Origin of the sequence: Halovivax cerinus (assembly GCF_024498195.1) — an archaeon.
GTDB classification, from domain to species: domain Archaea; phylum Halobacteriota; class Halobacteria; order Halobacteriales; family Natrialbaceae; genus Halovivax; species Halovivax cerinus.
This window is the reverse complement of the sequence record NZ_CP101824.1, coordinates 364436-387250: the sequence shown is the minus strand read 5'-3', so window position 1 is coordinate 387250 and position 22815 is coordinate 364436. Positions and strand designations below refer to the sequence as shown.

18 protein-coding genes are annotated in these 22815 nt (G+C 65.1%); 17 read left to right on the top strand and 1 reads right to left on the bottom strand.

Translation table 11 applies throughout. From position 1 onward, the window contains the following. Nucleotides 1-119: 119 nt before the first annotated feature. From NO366_RS01935 to NO366_RS01910, 6 genes are all read left to right on the top strand, one after another. Entirely contained in the window at nt 120-1592 is a 1473-nt protein-coding gene (locus NO366_RS01935) for an APC family permease (protein ID WP_256532631.1), read from the top strand. A gap of 12 nt (nt 1593-1604) precedes the next feature. Continuing rightward, nucleotides 1605-2813 carry a threonine synthase gene (gene thrC, locus NO366_RS01930; RefSeq protein ID WP_256532630.1) on the top strand — a complete coding sequence of 403 codons (1209 nt, stop codon included), beginning with the start codon at nt 1605-1607 and terminating at the stop codon, nt 2811-2813. A gap of 376 nt (nt 2814-3189) precedes the next feature. Continuing rightward, nucleotides 3190-4395 carry a branched-chain amino acid ABC transporter permease gene (locus NO366_RS01925; protein WP_256532629.1) on the top strand — a complete coding sequence of 402 codons (1206 nt, stop codon included), beginning with the start codon at nt 3190-3192 and terminating at the stop codon, nt 4393-4395. Further along, nucleotides 4392-5747, top strand: a complete 1356-nt coding sequence (locus tag NO366_RS01920; protein ID WP_256532628.1) for a branched-chain amino acid ABC transporter permease — start codon at nt 4392-4394, stop codon at nt 5745-5747. Before NO366_RS01925 ends, NO366_RS01920 begins: the two co-directional genes overlap by 4 nt. Continuing rightward, nucleotides 5740-6546: an ABC transporter ATP-binding protein gene (locus NO366_RS01915; protein WP_256532627.1), complete on the top strand. Its 807-nt coding sequence runs from the start codon at nt 5740-5742 to the stop codon at nt 6544-6546. The genes NO366_RS01920 and NO366_RS01915 overlap by 8 nt, the downstream gene beginning before the upstream one ends. Beyond that, a complete protein-coding gene (locus NO366_RS01910; protein WP_256532626.1) occupies nt 6543-7247 on the top strand; it encodes an ABC transporter ATP-binding protein in 705 nt (234 codons plus the stop codon). Before NO366_RS01915 ends, NO366_RS01910 begins: the two co-directional genes overlap by 4 nt. A 299-nt stretch (nt 7248-7546) precedes the next feature. On the opposite strand, the gene NO366_RS01905 is transcribed toward NO366_RS01910, so the two are convergent. Beyond that, nucleotides 7547-8779, bottom strand: coding sequence for an ABC transporter substrate-binding protein (locus NO366_RS01905; RefSeq protein ID WP_256532625.1), 1233 nt, complete (start codon nt 8777-8779; stop codon nt 7547-7549). A 352-nt stretch (nt 8780-9131) separates the two neighbouring features. Here NO366_RS01905 and NO366_RS01900 point away from each other — a divergent pair, with 352 nt between their 5' ends. The 11 genes from NO366_RS01900 (at nt 9132) to NO366_RS01850 (ending at nt 22782) form a co-directional block, all read left to right on the top strand. Further along, nucleotides 9132-9596, top strand: coding sequence for a peroxiredoxin (locus NO366_RS01900; protein ID WP_256532624.1), 465 nt, complete (start codon nt 9132-9134; stop codon nt 9594-9596). 4 nt (nt 9597-9600) lie between these two features. Continuing rightward, nucleotides 9601-10146 carry a cupin domain-containing protein gene (locus NO366_RS01895; RefSeq protein ID WP_256532623.1) on the top strand — a complete coding sequence of 182 codons (546 nt, stop codon included), beginning with the start codon at nt 9601-9603 and terminating at the stop codon, nt 10144-10146. A gap of 319 nt (nt 10147-10465) precedes the next feature. Then, a complete protein-coding gene (locus tag NO366_RS01890) occupies nt 10466-12553 on the top strand; it encodes a hydantoinase/oxoprolinase family protein (protein ID WP_256532622.1) in 2088 nt (695 codons plus the stop codon). Next, on the top strand, nt 12550-14502 hold the full coding sequence (locus NO366_RS01885; protein WP_256532621.1) for a hydantoinase B/oxoprolinase family protein: 1953 nt from the start codon (nt 12550-12552) through the stop codon (nt 14500-14502). The genes NO366_RS01890 and NO366_RS01885 overlap by 4 nt, the downstream gene beginning before the upstream one ends. Then, nucleotides 14495-14797 carry an acetone carboxylase subunit gamma gene (locus tag NO366_RS01880; RefSeq protein ID WP_256532620.1) on the top strand — a complete coding sequence of 101 codons (303 nt, stop codon included), beginning with the start codon at nt 14495-14497 and terminating at the stop codon, nt 14795-14797. Before NO366_RS01885 ends, NO366_RS01880 begins: the two co-directional genes overlap by 8 nt. Beyond that, entirely contained in the window at nt 14798-16039 is a 1242-nt protein-coding gene (locus NO366_RS01875; RefSeq protein ID WP_256532619.1) for an aminotransferase class V-fold PLP-dependent enzyme, read from the top strand. It begins immediately after the preceding gene. Between the two features lie 202 nt (nt 16040-16241). Then, nucleotides 16242-17396 (top strand): NAD(P)/FAD-dependent oxidoreductase, encoded by a 1155-nt coding sequence (locus NO366_RS01870; RefSeq protein WP_256532618.1) that lies wholly within the window; start codon nt 16242-16244, stop codon nt 17394-17396. A gap of 226 nt (nt 17397-17622) precedes the next feature. Continuing rightward, the gene (locus NO366_RS01865; protein WP_256532617.1) at nt 17623-18753 is read left to right on the top strand and encodes a M24 family metallopeptidase; all 1131 of its coding nucleotides are present in this window, start codon (nt 17623-17625) and stop codon (nt 18751-18753) included. 150 nt (nt 18754-18903) lie between these two features. Further along, on the top strand, nt 18904-20034 hold the full coding sequence (locus NO366_RS01860; protein ID WP_256532616.1) for a M24 family metallopeptidase: 1131 nt from the start codon (nt 18904-18906) through the stop codon (nt 20032-20034). Between the two features lie 167 nt (nt 20035-20201). Further along, nucleotides 20202-20591 (top strand): RidA family protein, encoded by a 390-nt coding sequence (locus NO366_RS01855; RefSeq protein WP_256532615.1) that lies wholly within the window; start codon nt 20202-20204, stop codon nt 20589-20591. Between the two features lie 187 nt (nt 20592-20778). After that, nucleotides 20779-22782: a CocE/NonD family hydrolase gene (locus NO366_RS01850; protein WP_256532614.1), complete on the top strand. Its 2004-nt coding sequence runs from the start codon at nt 20779-20781 to the stop codon at nt 22780-22782. Nucleotides 22783-22815 lie beyond the last annotated feature (33 nt).

The window sequence follows — 22815 nt, the reverse complement described above, 5'->3', positions numbered from 1 at the left end:
GCGTTGTATGTGTATCATGGTATACGATCTGGAGCATAAATGTCGGAATGTTTGGGGATGTGGCTGTTCTACGTGGGATACTAAACTATAAGGGGCGCTGTTGGAAGGCACTCACACGCATGGGAACTGAAGGCACGTCGGGCGGATTGGTTCGACAGCTGTCGTGGGTGCACAGCGCGTCGGTCATCATCGGGACGATGATCGGGGCCGGGATCTTCGTCATCACGGCGGAGGCCGCAGGCATCATGGGTCCGGCGGTGCCGCTCGGCTTCGTCCTGGCGGTACCGGTCATCGTCGCGACGGCGCTCGTCTACTCGGTGTACATGAGCAGTCCGCTCGGGGACCACCCCGGCGGCGCGTACGTACACATCTCGCGAACGTGGAACTCGCTGTTCGCCGGGTACCTCTTCATGTGGCTGAAGTGGGTGTCGTTCATCGGGGCACTCGCCGTCCTCTCGACCGGGTTCGGCGAAGCGATGCAGTTCTTCGAACCGCTCGCGTTCCTGGGAATCACCGAGTGGGCGGTCGTGTGGGTCACCGTATTCTTCCTGTTGAACCTCTCCGGCGTGGACGTCTTCGGCAACGCACAGGCGGTCATGACTGGCTTGCTACTGCTGATCCTGATTCTCCTCGCGCTCCCGGGACTCGCGTTCGTGGAGCTGGACAACTTCAGCCCGCTCTTCCCGGACGAACTCTACGGGTCGGGCTACGTCGACCCGTTTCTCCAGGGGATGGCTGCGCTCATGTTCTCGTACATCGGCTTCGAGGCGCTCGCACAGACCGCGGGCGAGACGGAGAACCCCCGCGAGACGCTGCCGAAGGTGTTCGCCTACAGCACGGTCTTCGTCGGCGCCCTCTACACCCTCGTCACCCTCGTCGTCATCGGCGTCCTCGGGTGGGAGGGAGCGGCCGCGACCGATACGCCGCTGACGGAGGCCGCCGCCACGTACTTCCCGCTCGGGACGGCCGGCATCGTCGCGATCGGGAGCATGCTCGCGTTCGCGACCAGTCTGAACTCCACGTTCATGGTCCCGAGTCGCATCCTTTACATGTTCGGCGAGGACGACATCGTGCCCGACGCGCTCACGCACGTCAACGACCGCTTCAACACGCCAGACGTCGGCCTGACGATCACCTGGGTCCTCGCCGTCGCGGTCCTGGTGACCGGGACGTTCGAGTTCGCGCTCGCCATCTCGCTGGCCGCGCTGTTCATGATGTACGTCGCCCACTCGGTCTCGGCCCTGGCGATGCCGTGGGTCCGCCCCGAGCTGTACGAGCGATGTAACCTCCGGTTCAAGCCGTGGGTGCTCGCCATCATCGCCGGCTTCAGCGCGATTTTCATGGGCCTGTTCGCCTGGCAGACGATCGCCCTCGACTCGTTCGGGCCCGCACTCGAGACGCTCCTCTCGGGCCAGATCCGGGCCGGACTGACGGCCAGCCCCGCCCTTCTGATCGTCGTCTGGTCGGTCGTCGGCATCGCGATCTTCGTCGGATACAAGGCGTACCGCCGCTCGCAGGGGATCGAGCACGACGAAGATCGGATCCTCCGGGCCGTGTACGAGGACGAGGAACCGTCGACGGTCGAGGACTGATCTGGTTCGACCATGCGACTCGAGTGTCTTCGGTGCGGACGGCAGGCCTCGCGGACCGACACCGTCGGGTGCGACGCCTGCGGGGGCGCACTATCCGTTCGATACGACGCGACGCTCGACCCCGATCGGATCGCCGCCGGCGAGACGCTCTTCGAACGGTACGGCGACCGACTCCCCTCGGCGGGATCGGTGGCCGGGATCGAAGGCGAGACGCCGCTCGTGCGCGCCGATCGACTGGCGTCGTCGCTCGACGTCGACGCGACCGTGTACGTCAAGGACGAACGCCGGAACCCCACGAGCAGCTTCAAGGATCGCGCGTACGCGCCGGCCGTCTCGCTCGCCGCCGAGGAGGGCGAGGAGGCGGTCGTAACCGCCTCGACGGGGAACGCGGCTGCGGCCTGCGCGCTGTACGCGGCGCGCGCCGATCTGCCGTGTTACCTGCTCGTCGCCGGAAACGCGCCCGCGCACAAACTGACCGAACCGCTCGCTTACGGGGCGCGGGCCGTTCGCGTAGACGGGCTGTTCGACGGGGGAGAGGTGACGTTGATCGACACGCTGGAGGCGGTCGCCGACCAGCTCGGGGCGTATCTCGCGTTCGCGTATCGTCCGTTCAATCCCGTCCTCGAGGAGGGTATCAAGACGATCTCGTACGAGGTCGCCGAGGCACTGGAGTGGACGTCGCCCGACGTGGTCGTCACGGCGACGGGTGGCGGCGACAATCTCGTCGCGCAACATCGTGGGTTCAGGGAGTTGCACGAGGCGGGACTCGTCGAGACGACCCCGCGAATGGTCGCTGCGCAAGCCGCCGGCGCGTCGGCCGTCGTCGACGCGATCGAGCGGGACGCGGAGTCGCCGATCCCGCCGTCGACGACCGACACTGTTGCATCCGGTATCGACGCGACGTTCGCCAGCGACCGGGTCGTCGAGGTGATTCGCGAGAGCGGCGGCACGGCGATCGCGGTGAGCGACGAGGCGTTACTCGACGGCGAGCGGACGCTCGCGAAGACGACCGGCGTCTGGGCCGAACCAGCGAGCGCCGTCGTCGTCCCGGTGCTCACGGAACTGGCGGCGCGTGGAACGATCGGGAGCGGCGACGTCGTCGTCCTGACGGTCACCGGAAGCGGTCACAAGCACGTCGAACCGTTCGAACCCCGACTTCCGACCGTCGAGCGCGTCGACTGCGATCCCGACGCCGTCGCGTCCGCGCTCCGGAGTGACTGACGGTGGCACCGATTGGACCTGCCGAACGCGACCGTCAGGGCGTTCTCACCGATCGACCGACGCTCCCGAAACTGACCCCCTGTGGCTCCCGAGCACGTCGACAGCCGCGGTGCGTGCGCACCCGTCCTGGACGACTGCCGTCCGGCTGTCGGGTGCCGGTCGGACTCGGGCGGTGCCCGGTAGCCCCAGAACCGCGCCGTCCCACCCACACCGGTGACCGAAACTGGTTCCGATCGGTTATTTTTCTCAACCCGTGACGGATTTAAACATACATTCGTCAGCTTTCTCTCACTACGTCGGTAATACCCCCTGATGGATACTCGGGAAAGTTACTGGTTCGGAAGGATTTATATGGGTAATATGACTGGACCGTACCATGCCACTGTCACGCAGGTTCACCGACGCGGGGGTCGGGCAGACGCTCCGACGAAATTACGTCGAGGCGATCTTCGTCGGGTTCGTCGCGCTTCTCGGCGTCGACCTCCTGTTCTCGCTAGCGACCGGTTCGCTTCCACTATCACGGTTCGCCACGTACGTCTGGGACGGGTTGATCATCGGACTGGCACTCGGCCTCGCCGGCATCGGCCTCTCGTTGACGTACAGCATTCTCGGGTTCGCGAACGTCGCGCACGGCGATACCATCACGACTGGCGCGTTTATCGGCTGGGGGGTGACGTTCGTGCTATTCGGGTTCGGTGACGCCGCGATCGGAGAGCTGTTGCTCCTCGGTGTGGGCGGCGACCTGTCGGCGAGCGACCTTGGAATCACCCTGACGGCGCGACCGCTCGCCGTCGCGGTCGGACTGGTCCTGACCGCGGCCATCACGGCCGGACTGTCGCTGGGACTCGACCGATACGTGTTCGAGCCGCTCCGTGACGCCACGAGTATGATCGTCCTGATCGCGAGCGTCGGGGTCGCGTTCCTCCTGCGGTACGCACTCGTGTTCTTCTACAAGCCGAGTCAGCGCTCGCTCGTGGCACAGCCGGAGACTGCCGTGTTCGGTACTGCAGACGGCGTCCCTGTCATCGCGGGGAGCCGACAGGCGCTCCAAAACGGCGAGGCGTTCGTCGAGATTCCCGTCGCGATCGGCAGTGGGACGAACGCGCTCTTGCAGGTAAACGCCCACCAGCTCTTGCTGGTCGCGGTCGCGATCGGGCTGATGATCGGTCTCCACGTACTCCTCCAGCGGACGAAACTCGGGAAATCGATGCGTGCGATGGCCGATAACGACGACCTCGCCCGAACACGCGGTATTCCGACCGAACGGGTGATCCGCTGGACGTGGGTGATCGGGGGGACGACGTCCGGCGTCGCCGGCTTCCTCATCGTTCTCGAACGTGGAACGATGAGCTTCCAGTTCGGTTGGCTGCTCCTGTTGCTCATCTTCGCGGCGGTCGTCCTGGGCGGTATCGGCTCCATCTACGGCGCCATCGTCGGGGGGATAATCGTCGGCCTGACGACGACGGTCTCGCTGGTCTGGCTCCCCGAAGCGACGTTCGCCCGTCCGGTGGCCTTCCTCATCATGATCCTCGTTCTGGTCGTGCGTCCGAAGGGCCTCTTCGGGGGCCGGGTGGTCGGATGAGTCGTCTCGATCCCATCGTGGACGGCGTCCGCGAGCGGCTCACCGACGACTCACGCAGCGACGCCTCGATCATCGTCGGCACGATGCTCGCGGTGTACGCCCTCTACCTCCTGTTCGGACTCGGAATGGGCTTTAACTTCAACGGCCAGATCAACGCACTCCAGCGGATCACGTTCCTGACGGCCGTCTTCGCGATGGCCGGCCTGGCCCTGAACCTCCAGTGGGGGTACACGGGGCTGTTCAACGTGGGGATCGCGGGGTTCATGGCGATCGGCGTGTACGCCATGGGAATCGCGACGGCCCCCGTCGACCCGGAATCGGCGTCCGCCGTCCCGGGCCTCGGGCTGCCGGTGCCGATCGGGATCGGACTGGGTATCCTGGCCGCCGCCGTCGCCGGGTTGCTCATCTCGCTCCCGGCACTTCGCCTCAAGGCGGACTACCTGGCCATCGTGACGCTCGGCTTCTCCGAGATCATCCGTCTCTCGTTCTCATCGAGTACGTTGACGGAGTTCACGGTCGGCGGTGCGACGATGGGGACCGGCGGCAACAGCGGACTCAACCTCGCCGGCGACCCGTCGAAACTCGTTCGCACCTTCTACGAGACCGGCTTCGGCGTCGCGGCGCTGGACGGCATCTCCGACGGTATCATCGCCGCGTTCGCCTCTGTCGGTATCGAGCGGCCGGTCGCCGTCAACCTGACGTACACCGTCCTCGTCGTCGGGCTGTTGATACTGGTGTACTTCCTGATACAGCGGCTCGGAAACTCGCCGTTCGGTCGGACGCTCCGGGCGATCCGCGAGGACGAGGAGACCACCCGGGCGCTCGGCAAGAACACGCAACTGATGAAAGCGAAGTCGTTCGTCATCGGCTGCGGGTTGCTCGGGCTCGCGGCGATCTTCTGGCAGGGCTCCAGGGGCCTGACGACGCCCGATACGTACCTCATCGAACTGACGGTGTTCGTCTGGATCGTCGTCATCATCGGCGGTACCGGCTCGAACACGGGGACGGTCCTCGGAGCGGCGTTGTTCGTCAGCCTGTTACAGGAGGGGCCACGCTTCCTGCGAAGCGTCATTCAGAACACGGTCGACGTCCCCCGGGCACCGGCGAGCATCGGCGAGGCCGTCGGTGCCCTCGGCGGCGGCGATCCGTTCCCGCTCGTCTCGTACGTCTTCGACCAGCTCGCCGCGTTACAGTTCGTCGTCCTCGGATTCGTCCTGATCGTCATCGTCCAGCAACGGCCGAAGGGGTTGATGGGTCATCGCAAGGAACCGGCGTCGACCCTCGACCTGACGAAACCTCGACCCACGTCGGACTCCGAGGGACCGGGATCGGAGGTGCCGTCCGATGACTGAGCGGTCCAGCTCGGGCGAGGCGGTCACCGATCCGAAGCTCTCCGTCACCGGTCTCGAAAAGACGTTCGACGGGATCACGGCGGTCGACGGCGTCTCGTTCGACGTGCAGGCCGGCGAGATGACCGGTCTCATCGGTCCCAACGGCGCCGGCAAGTCGACGACGTTCAACTGTATCACGAACCTCATCGAACCGGACGCAGGGAGCGTGGTCTTCGATGGGCAGGACGTCACGGGACTGCCGACCCACCGGGTGGCGCGAACGGGACTGGTGCGAACCTTCCAGATCGCGCGGGAGCTCCGCGAGATGACGGTCCTCGAAAACATGATGGTCAGTTCGAAAGAACAAACGGAGTCGGCGATCCACGCCGTGACGCCGGGGTTGCGCGAGAACGTCCGCACAGAGGAAGAAGCGATCCTCGAACAGGCCTGGGAGACGCTCGAGTTCTTCGACATCGAGCACGTCGCCCACGAGTACGCGGGGACGCTCTCCGGCGGGCAACGAAAGCTCCTCGAACTGGCTCGCGCCCTGATGGCCGACCCGGACATGCTCCTGTTAGACGAGCCGTTCGCCGGCGTGAATCCGACGCTGGAGGAGCGACTGCTCGATCGACTGCACGCGCTGACGGATCAGGGGTACACGTTCCTCATCGTCGAACACGACATCGACCTCATCATGAACAACTGCGTCCGCGTCCTCGTCATGCATCAAGGACAGTTACTCGCGGAGGGAGCGCCCGAGACCGTACGCGACGACGAACGGGTCATCGACGCGTACCTCGGGGGTGAGGCGGCACAATGAGCCTCCTCTCGGTCTCCGACCTCGACGCGGGGTACGGCGACCTCCAGATCCTCCAGTCGATCGACCTCACCGTCGACGCGGGCGAGTACGTCACCATCGTGGGGCCGAACGGCGCCGGGAAGTCGACAGCGATGAAGGCCATCTGTTCCGTCGCGGACGTGATGGGTGGCTCCGTTCAGTTCGACGACGTCGACATCACCGGGGTCCAACAGTCGGACGTCATCCGCCACGGGCTCTCGTACGTCCCGCAGAACGGAAACGTGTTCGAGTCGATGACCGTCCAGGAGAACCTGGAGATGGGCGGGTACATCTTAGACGAGATCCCGCAGGAACGCTTCGACGCTGTGTACGATCGGTTCCCCGTGCTTCGGGAGCGAACCGACCAGACGGTCGGGACGATGAGTGGCGGCCAGCGCCAGATGGTCGCCATGGGTCAGGCGCTCATGCTCGACCCGCAACTGCTGTTGCTCGACGAACCGTCCGCGGGACTCGCCCCCGACCTGGTCGACGAGATGTTCGACAAGATCGACGAGATCAACGACGGCGGGACGGCTATTCTGATGGTCGAACAGAACGCGAAAGAGGCGTTGCGCCGGTGCGACAGGGGGTACGTCCTCGCGCAGGGGAAGAACTACCACGAGGGTCCCGGTCGGGAACTACTCGACGACGAGCAGGTGCGCCAGGACTTCCTCGGCGGGTGACCTGCAGCGACGATCCAGTCCGGGACCGGCACCGGCCGGGTACGGTCACGGTACGACCGTCGCCATCTTGTCCACTTTTGGACCGACCGTCGTCGTCCGTCTCACTGTCGCCATCTGGTCCACTGTCGGTACGACCGCCGTCGTCCGGATGATTCTCTTCACGCGGAGGGGTTCCTGGGAACCCCTCACATCGATGGGGTCCGGGTGCCCACGACGGGGGTGGTTCGGGGTGAGAAACGAGGAGACGTCTCGAGGTCGTTCGCCTGCGAAAACGAAGAGTGCCGTCGTCGAAAGCGGTGTTACACCGTGAACGTCTCGATGGTTTCGATCCCGCGTTCGGTGTCGGGTGCGTACGCCCAGACCTCGTAGGTACCGGTGACCAGGTCGCCGTTGTCGTCGAAACTGACCTGACTCGAGGCCCCCTGGTACCCGACGTCGTCGCCGTTGTACGCGGCTTCGACGCCTTCGGCGATATTGTCGGGGCTGACGGTCAGCTCGCCCTCGGACGTGACGGCCCGCATCTGCTCGCTGATCGCCGCGCCGTCGTTCTCACCAGCGGCCGCGTTTGCGAGCATCAGGACGGCCGCGGCGTCGAACGTCGCACCGTTGAACGGTCCGGGTTCGGCGTCGAACTCCTCCTGGTACATCGACGTGAACGCGTCTCGGCCGGGGCCCTGTGCCATCGGTGCCGTTCCGACGACGTTGTCCATCTCGCGGCCGACTTCGTTTGGGATCCGCGCCGTGTTCAACCCGTCGACGGTCATGATGTCACGACTCGCAGAGTACTGTGCGTAGTAGTCCCTGAACAGCTGGATGCCGCTCTCCGCGTAGCCGATCACGCTGAGCAGGTCGGGATCGTCCTGGACCGCGGACTCGATCCGCGACGTGTAGGACGTCGCCGCCGTCTCGTAGGACACCTCCTGCTGGACGGTTCCACCGGCCTCCTCGAAGGCCGAGACGAACGCGCCGGAGAGCGCCGATCCGTAGTCGTCGTTGACGTGCAGGACCGCTGCCGTCTGTGCACCCATCTCCTCGGTCGCGTACTCCGCCATCACCTGCCCCTGCAGCGCGTCGCTGGGCGTCGTCCGAAAGAGCAGGTCGTCGTCGGCCATCTGCGTGATGGAGACGGCCGTCGCCGACGGACTACACGCGCACATACCGTTCGGGATGAACACCTGTTCGGCCGCGGAGATGTGGACGTTCGTCGACGCGCCGCCGACGACGGCGGGAACCCCGCTGTTGGCGAGGTTGTTGGCCGTGCTGATTCCGTCCTCTGGCGTCGACTGGGAGTCTCCGAGCGTCGCGTCGACGCCGAGGGAGTCGGCGCCATCGTCGACCGTACTAAACGCGAGGTCGGCCGCGTCGACCATCGTCGTTCCGATCCCCGAGAGCTGTCCCGACTCCGGGAGTAACGTTCCGATCTCGATCGTGTAGTCGCCATCGGACGAGTCGCCGCCGGTACACCCCGCGAGTGCGGCGCTGCCCGCGACGCCGGACGCGGCCACGAACTTCCGTCTGGTAAGTTGTGTCACGATTCGTGACCAGGAATCCACCGTACTTCAATCTTCGGCAGAGATAACTCTACATATTGACGTACAATTTCCCGTCACAACTACCGTCGATATCCATACTACACGGTTTAATTTGCTTGAATCTCCCAAAAGTGGGATATAATATATAAGATTCTAATAAGTGGGATTTCGGCGGGGTGTCTTCCGGTGACCGGTGACGGCGCGACCGGCTGCCACAGGCGTGGCTGTGGCCCGGACTGCGTCCGCTGACCGCGACGAGGCTGCCGATTTCGAACGGTTCCTGTCCTGTCGAGTGCGTGTCGGACGGAAGACCGCCCGTAAGTCTCATGTATCACACCCGGTATCGTCCACCATGCTCCAACCCGGAGAGGCGGCACCCGACTTCGAACTGTTGAATCACGAGGGCGAACCGGTCGAACGCTCGGACTTCGAGGGACAGCCACTGATCCTCTACTTCTACCCGAAGGCGGGGACGGAGGGCTGTACGGCCCAGGCGTGTAGCTTTCGCGATAGTTGGGACGCGTTCGAGGAGACGGACGCGCAGGTCGTCGGCGTCTCGACGGATTCGGTCGAAGAGATCCGTGCGTTCAGGGACCGGCAGAACCTGCCGTTCCCGCTGGTGAGCGACGAGGACGGCGCGGTCGCCCGGGCGTACGAGTCGTTCGACGTCGTGGAGGTCGACGGAGAGACGCACGAGATCGCCCGCCGTAACACGTACGTGATCGACGAATCGGGCGTCATCGAGGCCGTCTACGAGGACGTCTCCCCGGAGAACCACGCGACGGAGATGATCGCAGCCATCGAGGGGGAGGCCTGACGCCATGGATCTCCCGGATTTCGACGCCTTCCTCCCCCAGGAGGGCTATACGCTACGCGTCGACGACGTCGAGGGCATCGACCTCTACGAGGACGCCGGGGAGCAGGAGTCGATCGGCGACGACGGCGAATCGCCGCCCGATTTCACCGCCCACCTGTTCCGCTCGAACGACTTCAACGTCTCGTACATGGAGTCCGAACCGGGCGGGGTGCTGGACTGGCACACTCACTCGCCGCACATGTACCAGCTCAACATGCCCGTCCAGGGGCGCGTCGAGATCACCTATCTCGACGAGGAGGGAGACGAACACGTCGCCGAAGCCGGACCCGAAGAGATGGTCTACCTCCCGCCCGGCGCGCACAACAAAGTGAAAGCCATCGGAGACGAGACCCTCAGGCTGTACGTGATCTACCGGCAGATCGTCGTCCCACAGGTAGAAGAGATGGTCGGCGTGGCCGACCAGCACCCGCGGACGAACCCCGGACTGGAGATCGACACGCTACGCGGTATCGTCCACGCTCTGCAGGACGACGCCGTCGAGCCGTTCTGACCGGGGCCGACGTCCGGACGGTGCACCGGTTCGTCGGTACCGACCGCTGTCGGTGGATCGACCGTCGCTGATCACAGGTAAGAGATCGACTGTCACTGGGTCCCCTCCCAGTTCTCGTTCGCGCGTTCGTGCTGACAGTTCACCGTCCGCGGGCCAGTCGCGTCCCCGCTCAGGGGAGGACACAGACCGGAAGAACCTGTACGAAATTGCCGCTAATTGATTCACATCACGGACACGTAGACGAGATTTCGTTCAATTTGCTCGTCGGTGGCTGCAACAATATAAAACGTATATGAGGTCTCGTGAACCTCGACAACACATGACGTATGTCATCGGCGTTGATACGGGTGGGACGTTCACCGACACGGTGATCGTCTCGGAAGATGGAACGCGATATACGGGTAAGTCGGAGACGACACCGGACGACCCGACGACCGGGATTCTCGATTCGTTACGCAACGGCGCCAAAGCGGTCGGCGTCGACCTCGAATCGTTGCTCTCGACGACGTCCATCCTCTTTCACGGGACGACGCTCACGACGAACACGGTACTCGAGGGAACTGGGGCCGAGGTCGGACTCCTGACGACGCGCGGTCACGCGGACGCGCTGGCGATCGGCCGGACGAAGACGCGGACCGAAGGTCTCACGCGGCTGGAACAGCAGCACTACGCCGGGCAATCGAAACCCGAGCCACTGGTACCGACCGAGCACATTCGCGAGATCGACGAACGAACCGACTACAAGGGCGAGCAGGTCGTCGACCTCGACGAGGACGCCGTTCGAGCGGCGATTTCGGACCTGGCTGGCGAAGTGGACGCGCTCGCGGTGAGCCTCCTCTGGAGCTTCGAGAATCCCGAACACGAGCGTCGCGTCGCGGAGATCGCGGCAGAGGAAGCGCCCGAGTGTCCGTGCTTCTGTTCGCACGAGGTGACACCGAAGCTCGGCGAGTACGAGCGGACGGCGACGACCGTCCTCAACGCGTCGACGGCGCCGCTGCTAGAGGCGTACGTCGAGGACCTCGAATCCACGCTCGCTGAACACGGGCTCGACGCCCCGTTCTACGTGATGAAGAGCACCGGTGGCGCGATGGATCCCGACTCCGTCACGACCGAGGCTGTCTCGACGATCATGTCGGGGCCGACCGGCGGCGTCATCGGCTCTCGCTTCGTCGGCCGCGAGATGGACGAACCGAACCTGATCTGCACCGACGTCGGCGGGACGAGTTTCGACGTCGGCCTCGTCATCGACGGCGAACTCCAGACGCGGCCCACGCTGTCCGTCAACAGCCAGACGCTGTACCAGCTCTCGGTGGACATCGAGTCCATCGGGAGCGGCGGCGGCTCGATCGCCTGGATCGACGACGGGGGCGCACTCCGCGTAGGCCCGCGGAGCGCCGGCGCAGATCCGGGCCCGGCCTGCTACGGGTTCGGTGGCACCGAACCGACGGTCACAGACGCCGACCTCCTGCTCGGCTACCTGGATCCCGACTACTTCCTGGGCGGTCGACGCGATCTAGACGTCGAGGCCGCACGCGACGCGATGCGTTCGGTCGCCGAGCCCCTCGACCTGTCGGTCGACGAGGCCGCGGCGGGCGTCTTCGAGATCGTCAACGGGGCGATGGCGGACCTCCTCCGACAGATGACCGTCGAGCGCGGCCACGATCCACGGAACTTCTCGTTGCTCTCCTACGGAGGCGCCGGTCCCGTCCACGCCTCGTTCTACGGGGCGGAACTCGGCGTCGAGTCGATCGTCGTGCCGCTCGGTGACACCGCGTCGGTGTTCTCCGCGTTCGGCATCGCGACGGCCGACGTCAACTACGTCGCGGAGCGATCGAACCCGGACTTCGAACCGTTCGATCCCGCCGACCTGACCGACCTCTACGGCGACCTCGAAGCCGACGTCCGCGAGACACTCGTCGACCGCGGATTCGAGGGGGAACCACTCTCGCTCTCGCGGGAGGCCGAGATCAGGTACAAGGGTCAGGTCCACCAGCTCTCCGTCGACGTCCCCGGCGGTGACCTGACCGACGCCGACGTCGAGGCGACGATCGATCGCTGGGAGTCGAAGTACGAAGCGCTCTACGGGGAGGGATCCACGTACGCGCCGGTTCCGGCAGAGCTCGTCAATCAGCGGGTGACCGGGAGCGTCGAGACGAGCAACCCGGTGCTCGGCGGATCGACGGCTCGCTCGGGCGACGCACTGATCGATCATCGGGAGGTGTACTGGCCCGAGCCGGGTGCCCGGCGGTCCACGGCGGTGTACGACGGCGAGCGCCTCGCCCCGGGCGACGCGTTCGACGGGCCGGCGGTGATCCAGCTACCCGACACGACGGTGACGGTCAGGCCGCACCAGCACGCGGCAGTCGACGAGTACCGCAGCGTTCACATCACGGAGGGAGATCGATGACACAGATTCCAGGCCACGAACCGTACACGGCGGTGACCGAACTCGACGAATCGAAGGTCGACGACGTCGACTTTCACGAACTGCCCGACGACCACGAACTGGACCAGGTGACCTTCGAGGTCCTTCGTAACCGGCTCCAGCAGATCAACGAAGAGCAGGGGACGACGCTGAAACAGGTCAGCGGCTCGCCCATCGTCACCGACGCCTACGACTTCAACGTCACCATCGGCGACGAACGCGGCGACACGGTGAGCCTCGGCCCGTACGTGATGTACCACGCGAGCGTCACCGACCTCATCATCAAGTGGATCATCGAGCGCCGCGCGGACAACCCCGGCATCGAACCGGGCGACATGTACATCTGCAACGACCCGTGGATCGGCGCCGTCCACCAGAACGACGCGGTCGTCCTCGCCCCCGTCTTCCACGAGGGCGAGCTGTTCTCCTGGGTGAGCTCGACCGTCCACCAGGTCGACGTCGGCGGCAACGAGATCGGCAGCTTCGCGATCGAGGACGACGACGCGTTCGCGGAAGCCGAACCGGTGCCCCCGACGAAACTCGTCGAGGACGGCGAGTTGCGCACCGACATCGAGGACATCTTCCTGCGCAAGTCCCGCGCCCCCGCGATGGTGGGGATGGACCTCCGCGCCCAGATTGCGGGCAACAACGTCGCGATCGACCGCATTCACGAACTCATCGACGACTACGGCGCCGACACGGTCAAGGCGGTGATGAAGGAGACGATGGATTACGCCGAGACGAGCCTCCGCAATCGACTCCGCGAACTGCCGGACGGCGTCTGGCGCCACGTCGACTACCAGGAGGTCGCGAACGCCGACGACAGGGGCGTCCACCGTACCGAGGTCGCCCTCGAGAAGGACGGCGACACGCTCCGCTTCCACGTCGACGGTGACCCCGCAGCCGGCATGATCAACACCACGTACGCCGGCATGCGCGGCGGGCTCGTCGCCCCCGTCCTCCCGATGCTCTGTCACGACCTGCCCTGGGCACTGGGCGGCATCTTCCGGGCGATCGAGTTCGAAGCCGAGTCGAACATCGTCGTCAACGCCGAGTTCCCGGCGGGGACGGGGATGGCGGCCATCGCGGGCACCTGGCACACGGTCAACCTTTCGAACCAGTGCGTCGCCAAGCTCCTCGCGGCGAGCGACGAGTACAGCGAGGACCTGGTCGCCGGCTCCTCCGGCTCCTGGGTGACGATGAACGCGATGGGCATCGACCAGCGCGGCGACCAGTTCGTCACGCAGTTCATGGATCCGATGTCCGGCGGGTGGGGTGCCCGCTCGCACTCGGACGGCATCAACACGGCGGGCATCTTCGCCGCCCCCGGCGGCATCACCGCGAACGTCGAGTCGAACGAACTCGCGTTCCCGATGCTGTACATGTACCGCAAGGAGATGGCCGACTCCGGCGGTCCTGGGGAGCACCGCGGCGGCGTCACTGCGAGCATGTGCTGGCTTCCCCACGACACCGACGCGCCCATGCAGCACGTCATCTCGGCGTTCGGCGCGGCTGCGCCGACGAGTCACGGCGTCAGCGGTGGCCACCCGTCGAACTCTGTTCGGTACGAACTCGTCCGTGACTCGAACGCCGCCGATCTGCTCGAGTCGGGCGAGATTCCAGCCGACGTCGGCGAAATCGATGGCGACCGCGATATCGTCTCGCCGAAGGCGAAGTTCGTCCAGGAGGCCGACGACATCTACTACAGCATCTGGCAGGGCGGCGGCGGCTACGGTGACCCGATCGATCGCGACCCGGAGCGCGTGGCGGCAGACGTCAGGGCCGGCTACGTCTCCGAGGAGGAAGCGCGACGGACCTACGGCGTCGTCCTCTCGGACGGTGACGTGGACGTGGCGGCCACGACGGACCGCCGCGAGGAGATCAGGGCGGACCGACTTGCTGCCAGCCCGTGGGGTGAGTCCGATGACTGAGCGCCGCGTCGACGCACACATCGCCATCGACACCGATCGCGACGTGATGGTCTGTCGCGAGTGTGGTGAGGAGCTGTGTGCGGCCGACGAGAACTACAAGGAACACGTGCTGTGCGACCGGTCGCCGCTCGAAGAAGCCGGTCCGCTCGTCAACGATCCGTCGCTCTACGTCGACGAGGAGTTCGAGTTCCGCCGGTACTACTGCCCCGGCTGTGCGAAACAGCTGGAGACCGAGGTCATCCTGGCCGAGATCCCACCGATCCACGACAAAGAGCTCGCCACCGGTGATCGTTAGATGGGCAGACCCGACTCCGAAGGCGGCAATCGATCCGTCACAGTGCCCGGCCGCGACCGCGTCCTTACCGACGGCGGCGAGCCAGTGGGCGACGCGAGTGCGAAGCCGCTCGCCGACTATCGCGAGACGTTTCCGGCGATCGCCGAGGAGGATCGGATCCACCTGAACAACTGCTCGGCCGCGCCCGTCCCGCAGCGCGGACTCGATGCGCGCCGGGAGTGCGAACGTATCTGGATCGAAGCCGGCAACCCCTGGGGCCAGTGGATGTCGGCGGTCGAGGAGTCGAAGGCGCTGTTCGCGGAGCTCATCAACGCCGACCCAGACGAGATCGCCGTCGTGGCCTCGGCGACGCAGGCGCTGGCCCAGGTCGCCAGTGCACTCTCCTACGACGATAGCGACGAGATCGTCACGACCGATCTGGAGTTCCCGACGGTGCCGCAGTTCTGGCACGCCCAGGAGCGTCGCGGTGCGAACCGGATCGTGGTCGAATCCGACGACGGCCTCCGGGTGTCCGCCGACGAGTACGCGAGGGCGATGAGCGACGATACGCTGCTGGTCTCGACGGCCCACGCCTTCTCGTTCACCGGCGGGCTCATGGACCCGAAGGCGGTCGCCGACGCCGTCCACGATCGCGGCGGGTACCTCTTCCTCGACGCCTACCAGTCGATGGGGATCGTCCCCATCGACGTCGAAGAACAGGACATCGACATGCTCGTCTCCGGCAACCTGAAGTTCCTCCTCGGCGGGCCCGGTATCGCGTTCCTCTACGTCGACGACGCGGTCGCCAACGACCTGGTTCCGACGAACATGGGCTGGTTCGGTACCGACGACATCTTCGGGTTCGAGACGGACGATCCCTCGTTCGCCGACGGCGCGCGCCGGTTCGAGCTCGGAACGCCCCCGGCACCGAACGCCTACACCGCGGCGGCGGGGATGGAACTCATCCTCGAGGTCGGCGTCGACCGCATCCGCGAACGCAGCCTGGAACTGACCGGCGCCCTCATCGACCTGGCAGAGGACGCCGGGTTCGAGGTTCGGACTCCGCACAAGGACGCACACCGCGGGGGCGTCGTCAACGTGCAGGTGGCCGATCCCGACGCCGCGGCCGACGCGCTCATCGAAGACGGGTTCAACGTCAGTACGCGCGGTGGCGGCGTTCGCCTCTCACCGCACTTCTACAACACCGACGCCGAGATGGAGGCGGCGATCGAGGCGCTGGCGGAGCACGCGACGCCACGATAGCCGATCGTCGCCGGCGGGCGACGATCCGAAGCCGACGCGTCACGCCCCGGCTCACGAGCGGTGGTCACGACGTTCGAAGCGTGGTCACTTTTTTGACCGATGTGAGCGAATAATCCATCACCATCGACGAATCCAACTCCATAATTGTGGATACTCCACATTTGCCCGAAGAGTTAACCAGTATCGACCGACATCGAGAGACATGCACGTTGTCGTCGCCGGTGGCGGAATCGTCGGTACTGCCGCCTCGTACTATCTCGCTCGACGCGGAATCGACGTGACGGTTTGTGAGAAATCTCACGTCGGCGCCGGTTCGACCGGCGCTGGCGGTGGCATTCGATCGCAGTTCTCGACGCCCGTAAACGTCGAACTCTCCCGCCACAGTATGGAGGTCTGGGCCGACTTCGACGAGGAGTTCGGGGTCGACGTTCGAGAACGGACGAACGGGTACCTCTTTCTCGCACGAACGGATGAGAGTGCCGACCAGCTCCGCCGGGACGTCTCGCTACAGCGCGAGCACGGCTTCCCGAACGAGTTTCTGGACCCGGCGGAGGCGGCGGCTCACTGCCCGGGTCTGGATGCGTCCCGGTACGTCGGTGCGTCGTACTCGCCCCGCGATAGGTTCGTCTCCCCGACGATCGCACTGAACGCCCTCGCCGATGCGTCCGAGGCGGCCGGTTCGACGTTCGAGATCGGGACCGAGATAACCGACGTCCTCCTCGAGGGAACGGGTCCGGACCGGTCGGTGTGCGGGGTCGAGACGGGCGACGGTCGGATCGAGTGCGATTACGTGGTCGACGCCGCCGGGCCGTGGGCCGGTCGGATTCTGGACATGGTCTCGCTCCGGCTACCGATCGAACCCCGGCTTCGCTACCAGCTCCTCGTTCGGCCGGGAGATGCGTACGAACCCGACCTTCCGCTGACGATGGACGTCGACACCGGCTCCGTCTTCTATCCGGAAGACGACGAGGTGATGATCGCGAGCGCCCCGCAAGAACAGATGCCGCGCGTCGACCCCGGTCACACGAACGCCGACCCGTCGACGGAGTGGACGATCGACGTCCTCGAAGGGCTCGGGGAGATGGCCGACTTCTTCACCGACGAGACGCGCGTCCAGCGGGAGATCTCGGGTGTCTACGCGCAAACGCCCGACGGGAACCCGATACTCGACGAACCGCTCCCCGGGTTCGTCGTCGCCGCCGGATTCTCCGGACACGGCTTCATGCACGCGCCGGCGACTGGTCAACTCGTCGCGGAGATGGTCGACGAGGGCAGTCCTTCCCTCGTCGATATCTCCTCGTTGTCCGCGGATCGCTTCGCGGATCGGTCTCCGGACGCCGAACGGAGCTTCATCTGATTCGCTCGGCCAGTTCGTCGCCCGATTGTCCGGGTCCGACGGGTGCGGTGCCGTCGTTCCGTCGTCGGCACCCGTTCGAGTCGTCGATCGGGGATCGAACGCGAGAACGTGGGTCCCGATCTGTCGATATAATTTGAAGAGGAGTAGCCCATGTATTCGACAGTATATGCGTACGAAACGCAGAATCTATGCAAATGTTTAACGCGCACACTCGTGACACTCGAGTATGGCACCCGACCCGACGGACGATCGACGGGAGCGAACGGAACGCGTCCAGGCGGCGTTACGCGAGCGGGGCGCGGACGCGCTCGTGCTGTCGAAGGGAGTCGATCAGTACTATCTGAGCGGTTTTCTGACGCCGCCGCAGAAGCGTCACCTCTTCCTGATCGTGCCGGCGAGCGGTGAGCCGGTCTTCTTCGCGCCGGAGCCGTACCGTCGACAGTTGGAGGAGAGTTCGTGGGTGGAGACGCTCTACACGTGGGACGACACGGAGGACCCGGTCGCTCGCCTTCGGGAGACGGTCGCGGCTATCGGACTCGAAGACGCCGATCGGATCCTGGTGAACCAGGGGATGTGGGGGATGTACGTCCTCGATTTCCGGACCGTACTCGGGGCCGAATTCGACGTCGCGACGGACCTCCTGATGACGTTGCGCCAGCGAAAGAGCGAGCGCGAGCGCGATCGCATCCGCGACGCGGCGTCGATAGCCGACACAGTCTCCGAGGAGGTTCGCTCGCTGGACGCGGTGGGGATGACGGAGAACGAACTCGCCGCGGAGATCGAGTACCGGGTGCGCAAACACGGAGCGACGGACAAGGGGACCACACAGGTCCAGAGCGGTCCGAACAGCGCGCACCCGCCCCACGCCTACAGCGATCGAACGATCGAGCCAGGCGATCCGGTGATCGTCGATCTGGGCTCACGCGTCGACGGCTATCTGAGCGACCAGAGTCGCACCGTCGTCTACGAAGGCGATCCCCCGGCCGGGTTCGTCGACGCCTTCGAGACCGTTCGGGAGGCTCAGGAAGCGGCGATCGACGCGATCGAACCCGGGGTGACGGGCGCCGCCGTCGACGACGTGGCGCGCTCGATCATCGACGACGCGGGATACGAGGGGCAGTTCCTGCACGTGACCGGACACGGTGTGGGCCTCGGTATCCACGAACCGCCGTACCTCATGTCCGGGTCGTACATGGACGGCGGGAACGAGATCCCCATCGAACCCGGAATGGTGATGACGGTCGAACCGGCGATCTACGACGACGAGTGGGGCATCCGCATCGAAGATCTGGTCCTGGTTACGGACGACGGCACCGAACGATTGACCGATTCGTACCACGGGTGGGAGCCGCTGTGATATCCCGTCGTACGTGGGCGGTGTCGACGCCCCTTCGTTCTTTAGAATATACTACCTAGATAAAAACATATATTCCGTATTGCCATATAGCGGATATGTCCTCTATGGAGATATGGCAACTCTTAACGTACTCGATTGTGACGCTCGACCATGGTACCTGACCCGACGGACGACCGCCAGGAACGAACGGAGCGCGCCCAGGCGCAGTTACGCGAGCGCGACGCAGATGCCCTCGTACTGTCGAAGGGAATCGACCAGTACTATCTGAGCGGTTTTCTGACGCCGCCGCAGAAGCGTCACCTCTTCCTGATCGTGCCGGCGAGCGGTGAGCCGGTCTTCTTCGCGCCGGAGCCGTACCGTCGACAGTTGGAGGAGAGTTCGTGGGTGGAGACGCTCTACACGTGGGACGACACGGAGGACCCGGTCGCTCGCCTTCGGGAGACGGTCGCGGCTATCGGACTCGAAGACGCCGATCGGATCCTGGTGAACCAGGGGATGTGGGGAATGTACGTCCTCGATCTGTTGAACGTCGTCGACGCCGAGTTCGACGTCGCGACGGACCTCCTGATGACGCTCCGTCGCCGGAAGAGCGAGAGCGAGATCGATCACATCCGCGAGGCGTGTTCGATAACCGACGCGGTCTCCGAGGAGGTTCGCTCGCTGGACGCGGTGGGGATGACGGAGAACGAACTCGCCGCGGAGATCGAGTACCGGGTGCGCAAACACGGCGCCGGCGACCGCGGCTCGACGCAGGTCGCGAGCGGTCCCAACAGCGCACATCCGCCCCACGCCTGCAGCGATCGAACGATCGAAGCCGGCGATCCCGTCGTTCTGGATTTCGGTTGCAGTGTCGAGGGCTACCTGAGCGATCAGAGTCGTGTGGTCGTCTACGAGGGCGACCCGCCGGCGGGCTTCGTCGACGCCTTCGAGACCGCTCGAGAGGCTCGCGAAGCGGCGATCGACGCGATCGAACCCGGGGTGACGGCCGCCGACGTCGACGACGTGGCGCGTTCGATCATCGAAGACGCCGGTTACGAGGGGCAGTTCCTCCACGTGACTGGACACGGGCTCGGGCTCGGTATCCACGAACCGCCGTACCTCATGTCCGGGTCGTACATGGACGGCGGAAACGAACTCACGATCGAGCCGGGAATGGTGTTCGCCGTCGAACCGGCGATCTACGACGACGAGTGGGGCGTTCGTGTCGAAGACGACGTTCTCGTCACGGAAGACGGGACAGAGCGGTTGACCCACTCCGACCACTCCTGGCAGGCGCTCTGAAACGAACTGCCTGTCTACCGTCGCTGTGACGCCCCGTTCGTCCCGCCACGTTCGGCCCGACCCGTTCGCGCCCGACACCCCATCAGTTCACGGTCCGGATCGTCGGGTAAGAGGGCCGATTCGTGCGGTATCGCCAGAGCCAAGTGGTGGGATTGGGTGTATCGGGCATGGCCGAGCGACAATCGTATTCGACCGGAACCGTGTTCGAGACCGAATTTGGCTACAACCGGGCCGTCAGAGTGGGCGATTCGGTCCGCATCGCCGGCACCGTCGCCGTCGAGGATGGCGAGGTGGTCGCCCCCGGAGACCCGTACGAGCAGGCGTCGTTCGCGCTCGACAGGATCGAAGAGTCCCTCCAGGAGGTCGGTGCCGAGATGAGCGACGTCGTCATCACCCGCGTCCTGGTGACCGACTTCGCAGACTGGGAGGAGATCGGCCGCGCGCACGGCGAGGCGTTTCCCGACGAGAAACCGGCCTCGACGATGATCGGTGTGGACAGTCTTCCCGAACCGGGAATGGTCCTCGAGATCGAGGCAGAGGCGATCGTGTCGGAGTAATCGCGCCGGATCGAGCACCCGTCTTCGATCGACCGCCGTTCTGCCCGGTGACCGTCGTCGCGACCGAATTCCTACTAGATACCGTATACTACATAGAAAACATCTGAAGCAGATAATTATAATTATTATGGTAGTTCGTGGGTGGCCGACCTTCACATTTAACAGAACCCGCACCCCTTCTTGTGGCATGGTTGCTACCAACTCACGCGATGGCGGGGGATTCACTCGCCACTACGGCGTGTCCATCCCCGTCGGAGACGAGCGTGTCAGGGCGACTCGGTACGAACCCGACGACGGCGACTCGCCGCGTCCCGCGCTCCTGTTCTACTATCCGTATCGAACGGACGATCACCTCGCCTACGGCGCCTACGCCCCGATAATCGAGTACGTGGCGACCCACGGCTACGAAGTGATCACCGCGGACATGGTGGGGACGGGCGGCTCTACCGGGCAGAAGCTGGAGACGTCTGACGTCGCCGACGAAGGGGCGGAGGCGGAGGCGGTGATCGACTGGATCGCCGATCAGCCCTGGTGTAACGGCCGCGTCGGCATGTTCGGCAAGTCGTACGGGGGAAACAACTGTCTCGCGGCGGCGGCGAGAGAGCCGGAACCGCTCGAAGCGATCGTCCCGATCATGGCCGGCATCTCCTCGTACGAGGAAGTGGCCTACCTCGGGGGCACGTTGAACCCGTTCGAGCGCGGCGGTCACTGGAACTCTCAGATGCTCGCGCTGCAGTCACTTCCCACGAGTTTTCGAGATGCCGACGGCCAGTGGGAGGAGGCGTGGCACGACCACCTGGCGCAACTCCGCGACGGCGGGCCGTGGCTGTTCAACACGCTCTCGCACCCGCAGAAAGACGAGTACTGGGAACGACGTGAACTGCCCGTAGAGGACGTCTCCGTGCCGACGTTCGCCGTGAGCGGGTGGCGGGATTACTTCCCGTCGCCGACGATCGAATTCGGAAACCGGATCGAAGCCCCGACGACCGTCCTGCTCGGCCCGTGGCGCCACGCGATGCCCCACCGCGCCAGAGAGACGACGATCGACTTCCGTCCCCGCGTCGTCGCGTGGTTCGATCACTACCTCAAAGACGTGGACAACGAGGTGCCCGAGTGGCCGACTTTTTCCTTCTGGACGGAACGCGATGGCGGTGGCGTCGTCGAGGGTGGTACCTGGAGAGAGACCGACTCGTGGCCGCCGTCCGGGGAGACGCTATCGTACGCCCTCACGCCCGACGGGCTGACGCCGGAGTCGTCCTACCAGTCGGGTCCCCTCGACGTGGAGTACGAACACGACTACACGGTCGGGATGTACTCACCCGACGATCGACCGTTCTCCGTTCCGGTCGACGTCGGGCCGGACGACGCCCGATCGCTGTGCTTCGAGACCGATCCGGTGGACGACCCGATCGAACTCACCGGTTCGCCAACCGTGACGCTGCGCTTGCGATCGACCGTCGACGATCCGCTGGTCGTCGGGCGCCTCGTCGACGTCGCACCGGATGGGACGGCGCGGTTGGTCTCTCACGGGCGACTCCGGACGAGCCACCGTAACGGCCACGCCGATCCGGAGCCTGTCGAACCGGGGACCGAGTACACGGTGACGCTCGACATGAAACCGAAATCGCACGTCTTCGAACCGGGGCACCGGCTTCGACTCGCGATCAGCGCGGCGTTTTTCCCGCTCGCGTTGCCGACGACGACCGAACCCGGTCGATACACCGTGCTGTCGAGCCCGGACGATCCGGCGGTGGTCTCGTTCCCGGGGACGACCCACGACGCGGACCCGACGTTCGAGGATCGAATCGAGATGGGTGATCCCGACGAATCCACCGTTCCGGCGTCTTCACCGTACGCGACCCGGAAGGAGGGCGGCTGGAGCACGACTCGTGATCACCTGACCGACGTTGCCACCGTGGAGGCGGGGATGGCACACGCGATGACGGTACCCCACGGCGGGTCGATGTCGTTCGATCAGTCGATCGAGGCGTCAGCTGCGCCGACCGACCCTACAGAATTCGTCGTCAGGGCCACGACGGAAGCGGCTGTCGAACACGAGACGACGCGCGTCGAATCACGCGTCGAGTGCCGGATTTCGCCCACCCGAACCGATTATTCTGTGCGGACGACGATGGACGGCCAGTCCGTCTTCGAGGAGTGCTGGTCGCGGTCGAACGAACTCGGTCGGTAACGGTAGTTTCCATTACGGGATCGATTCGGCCCA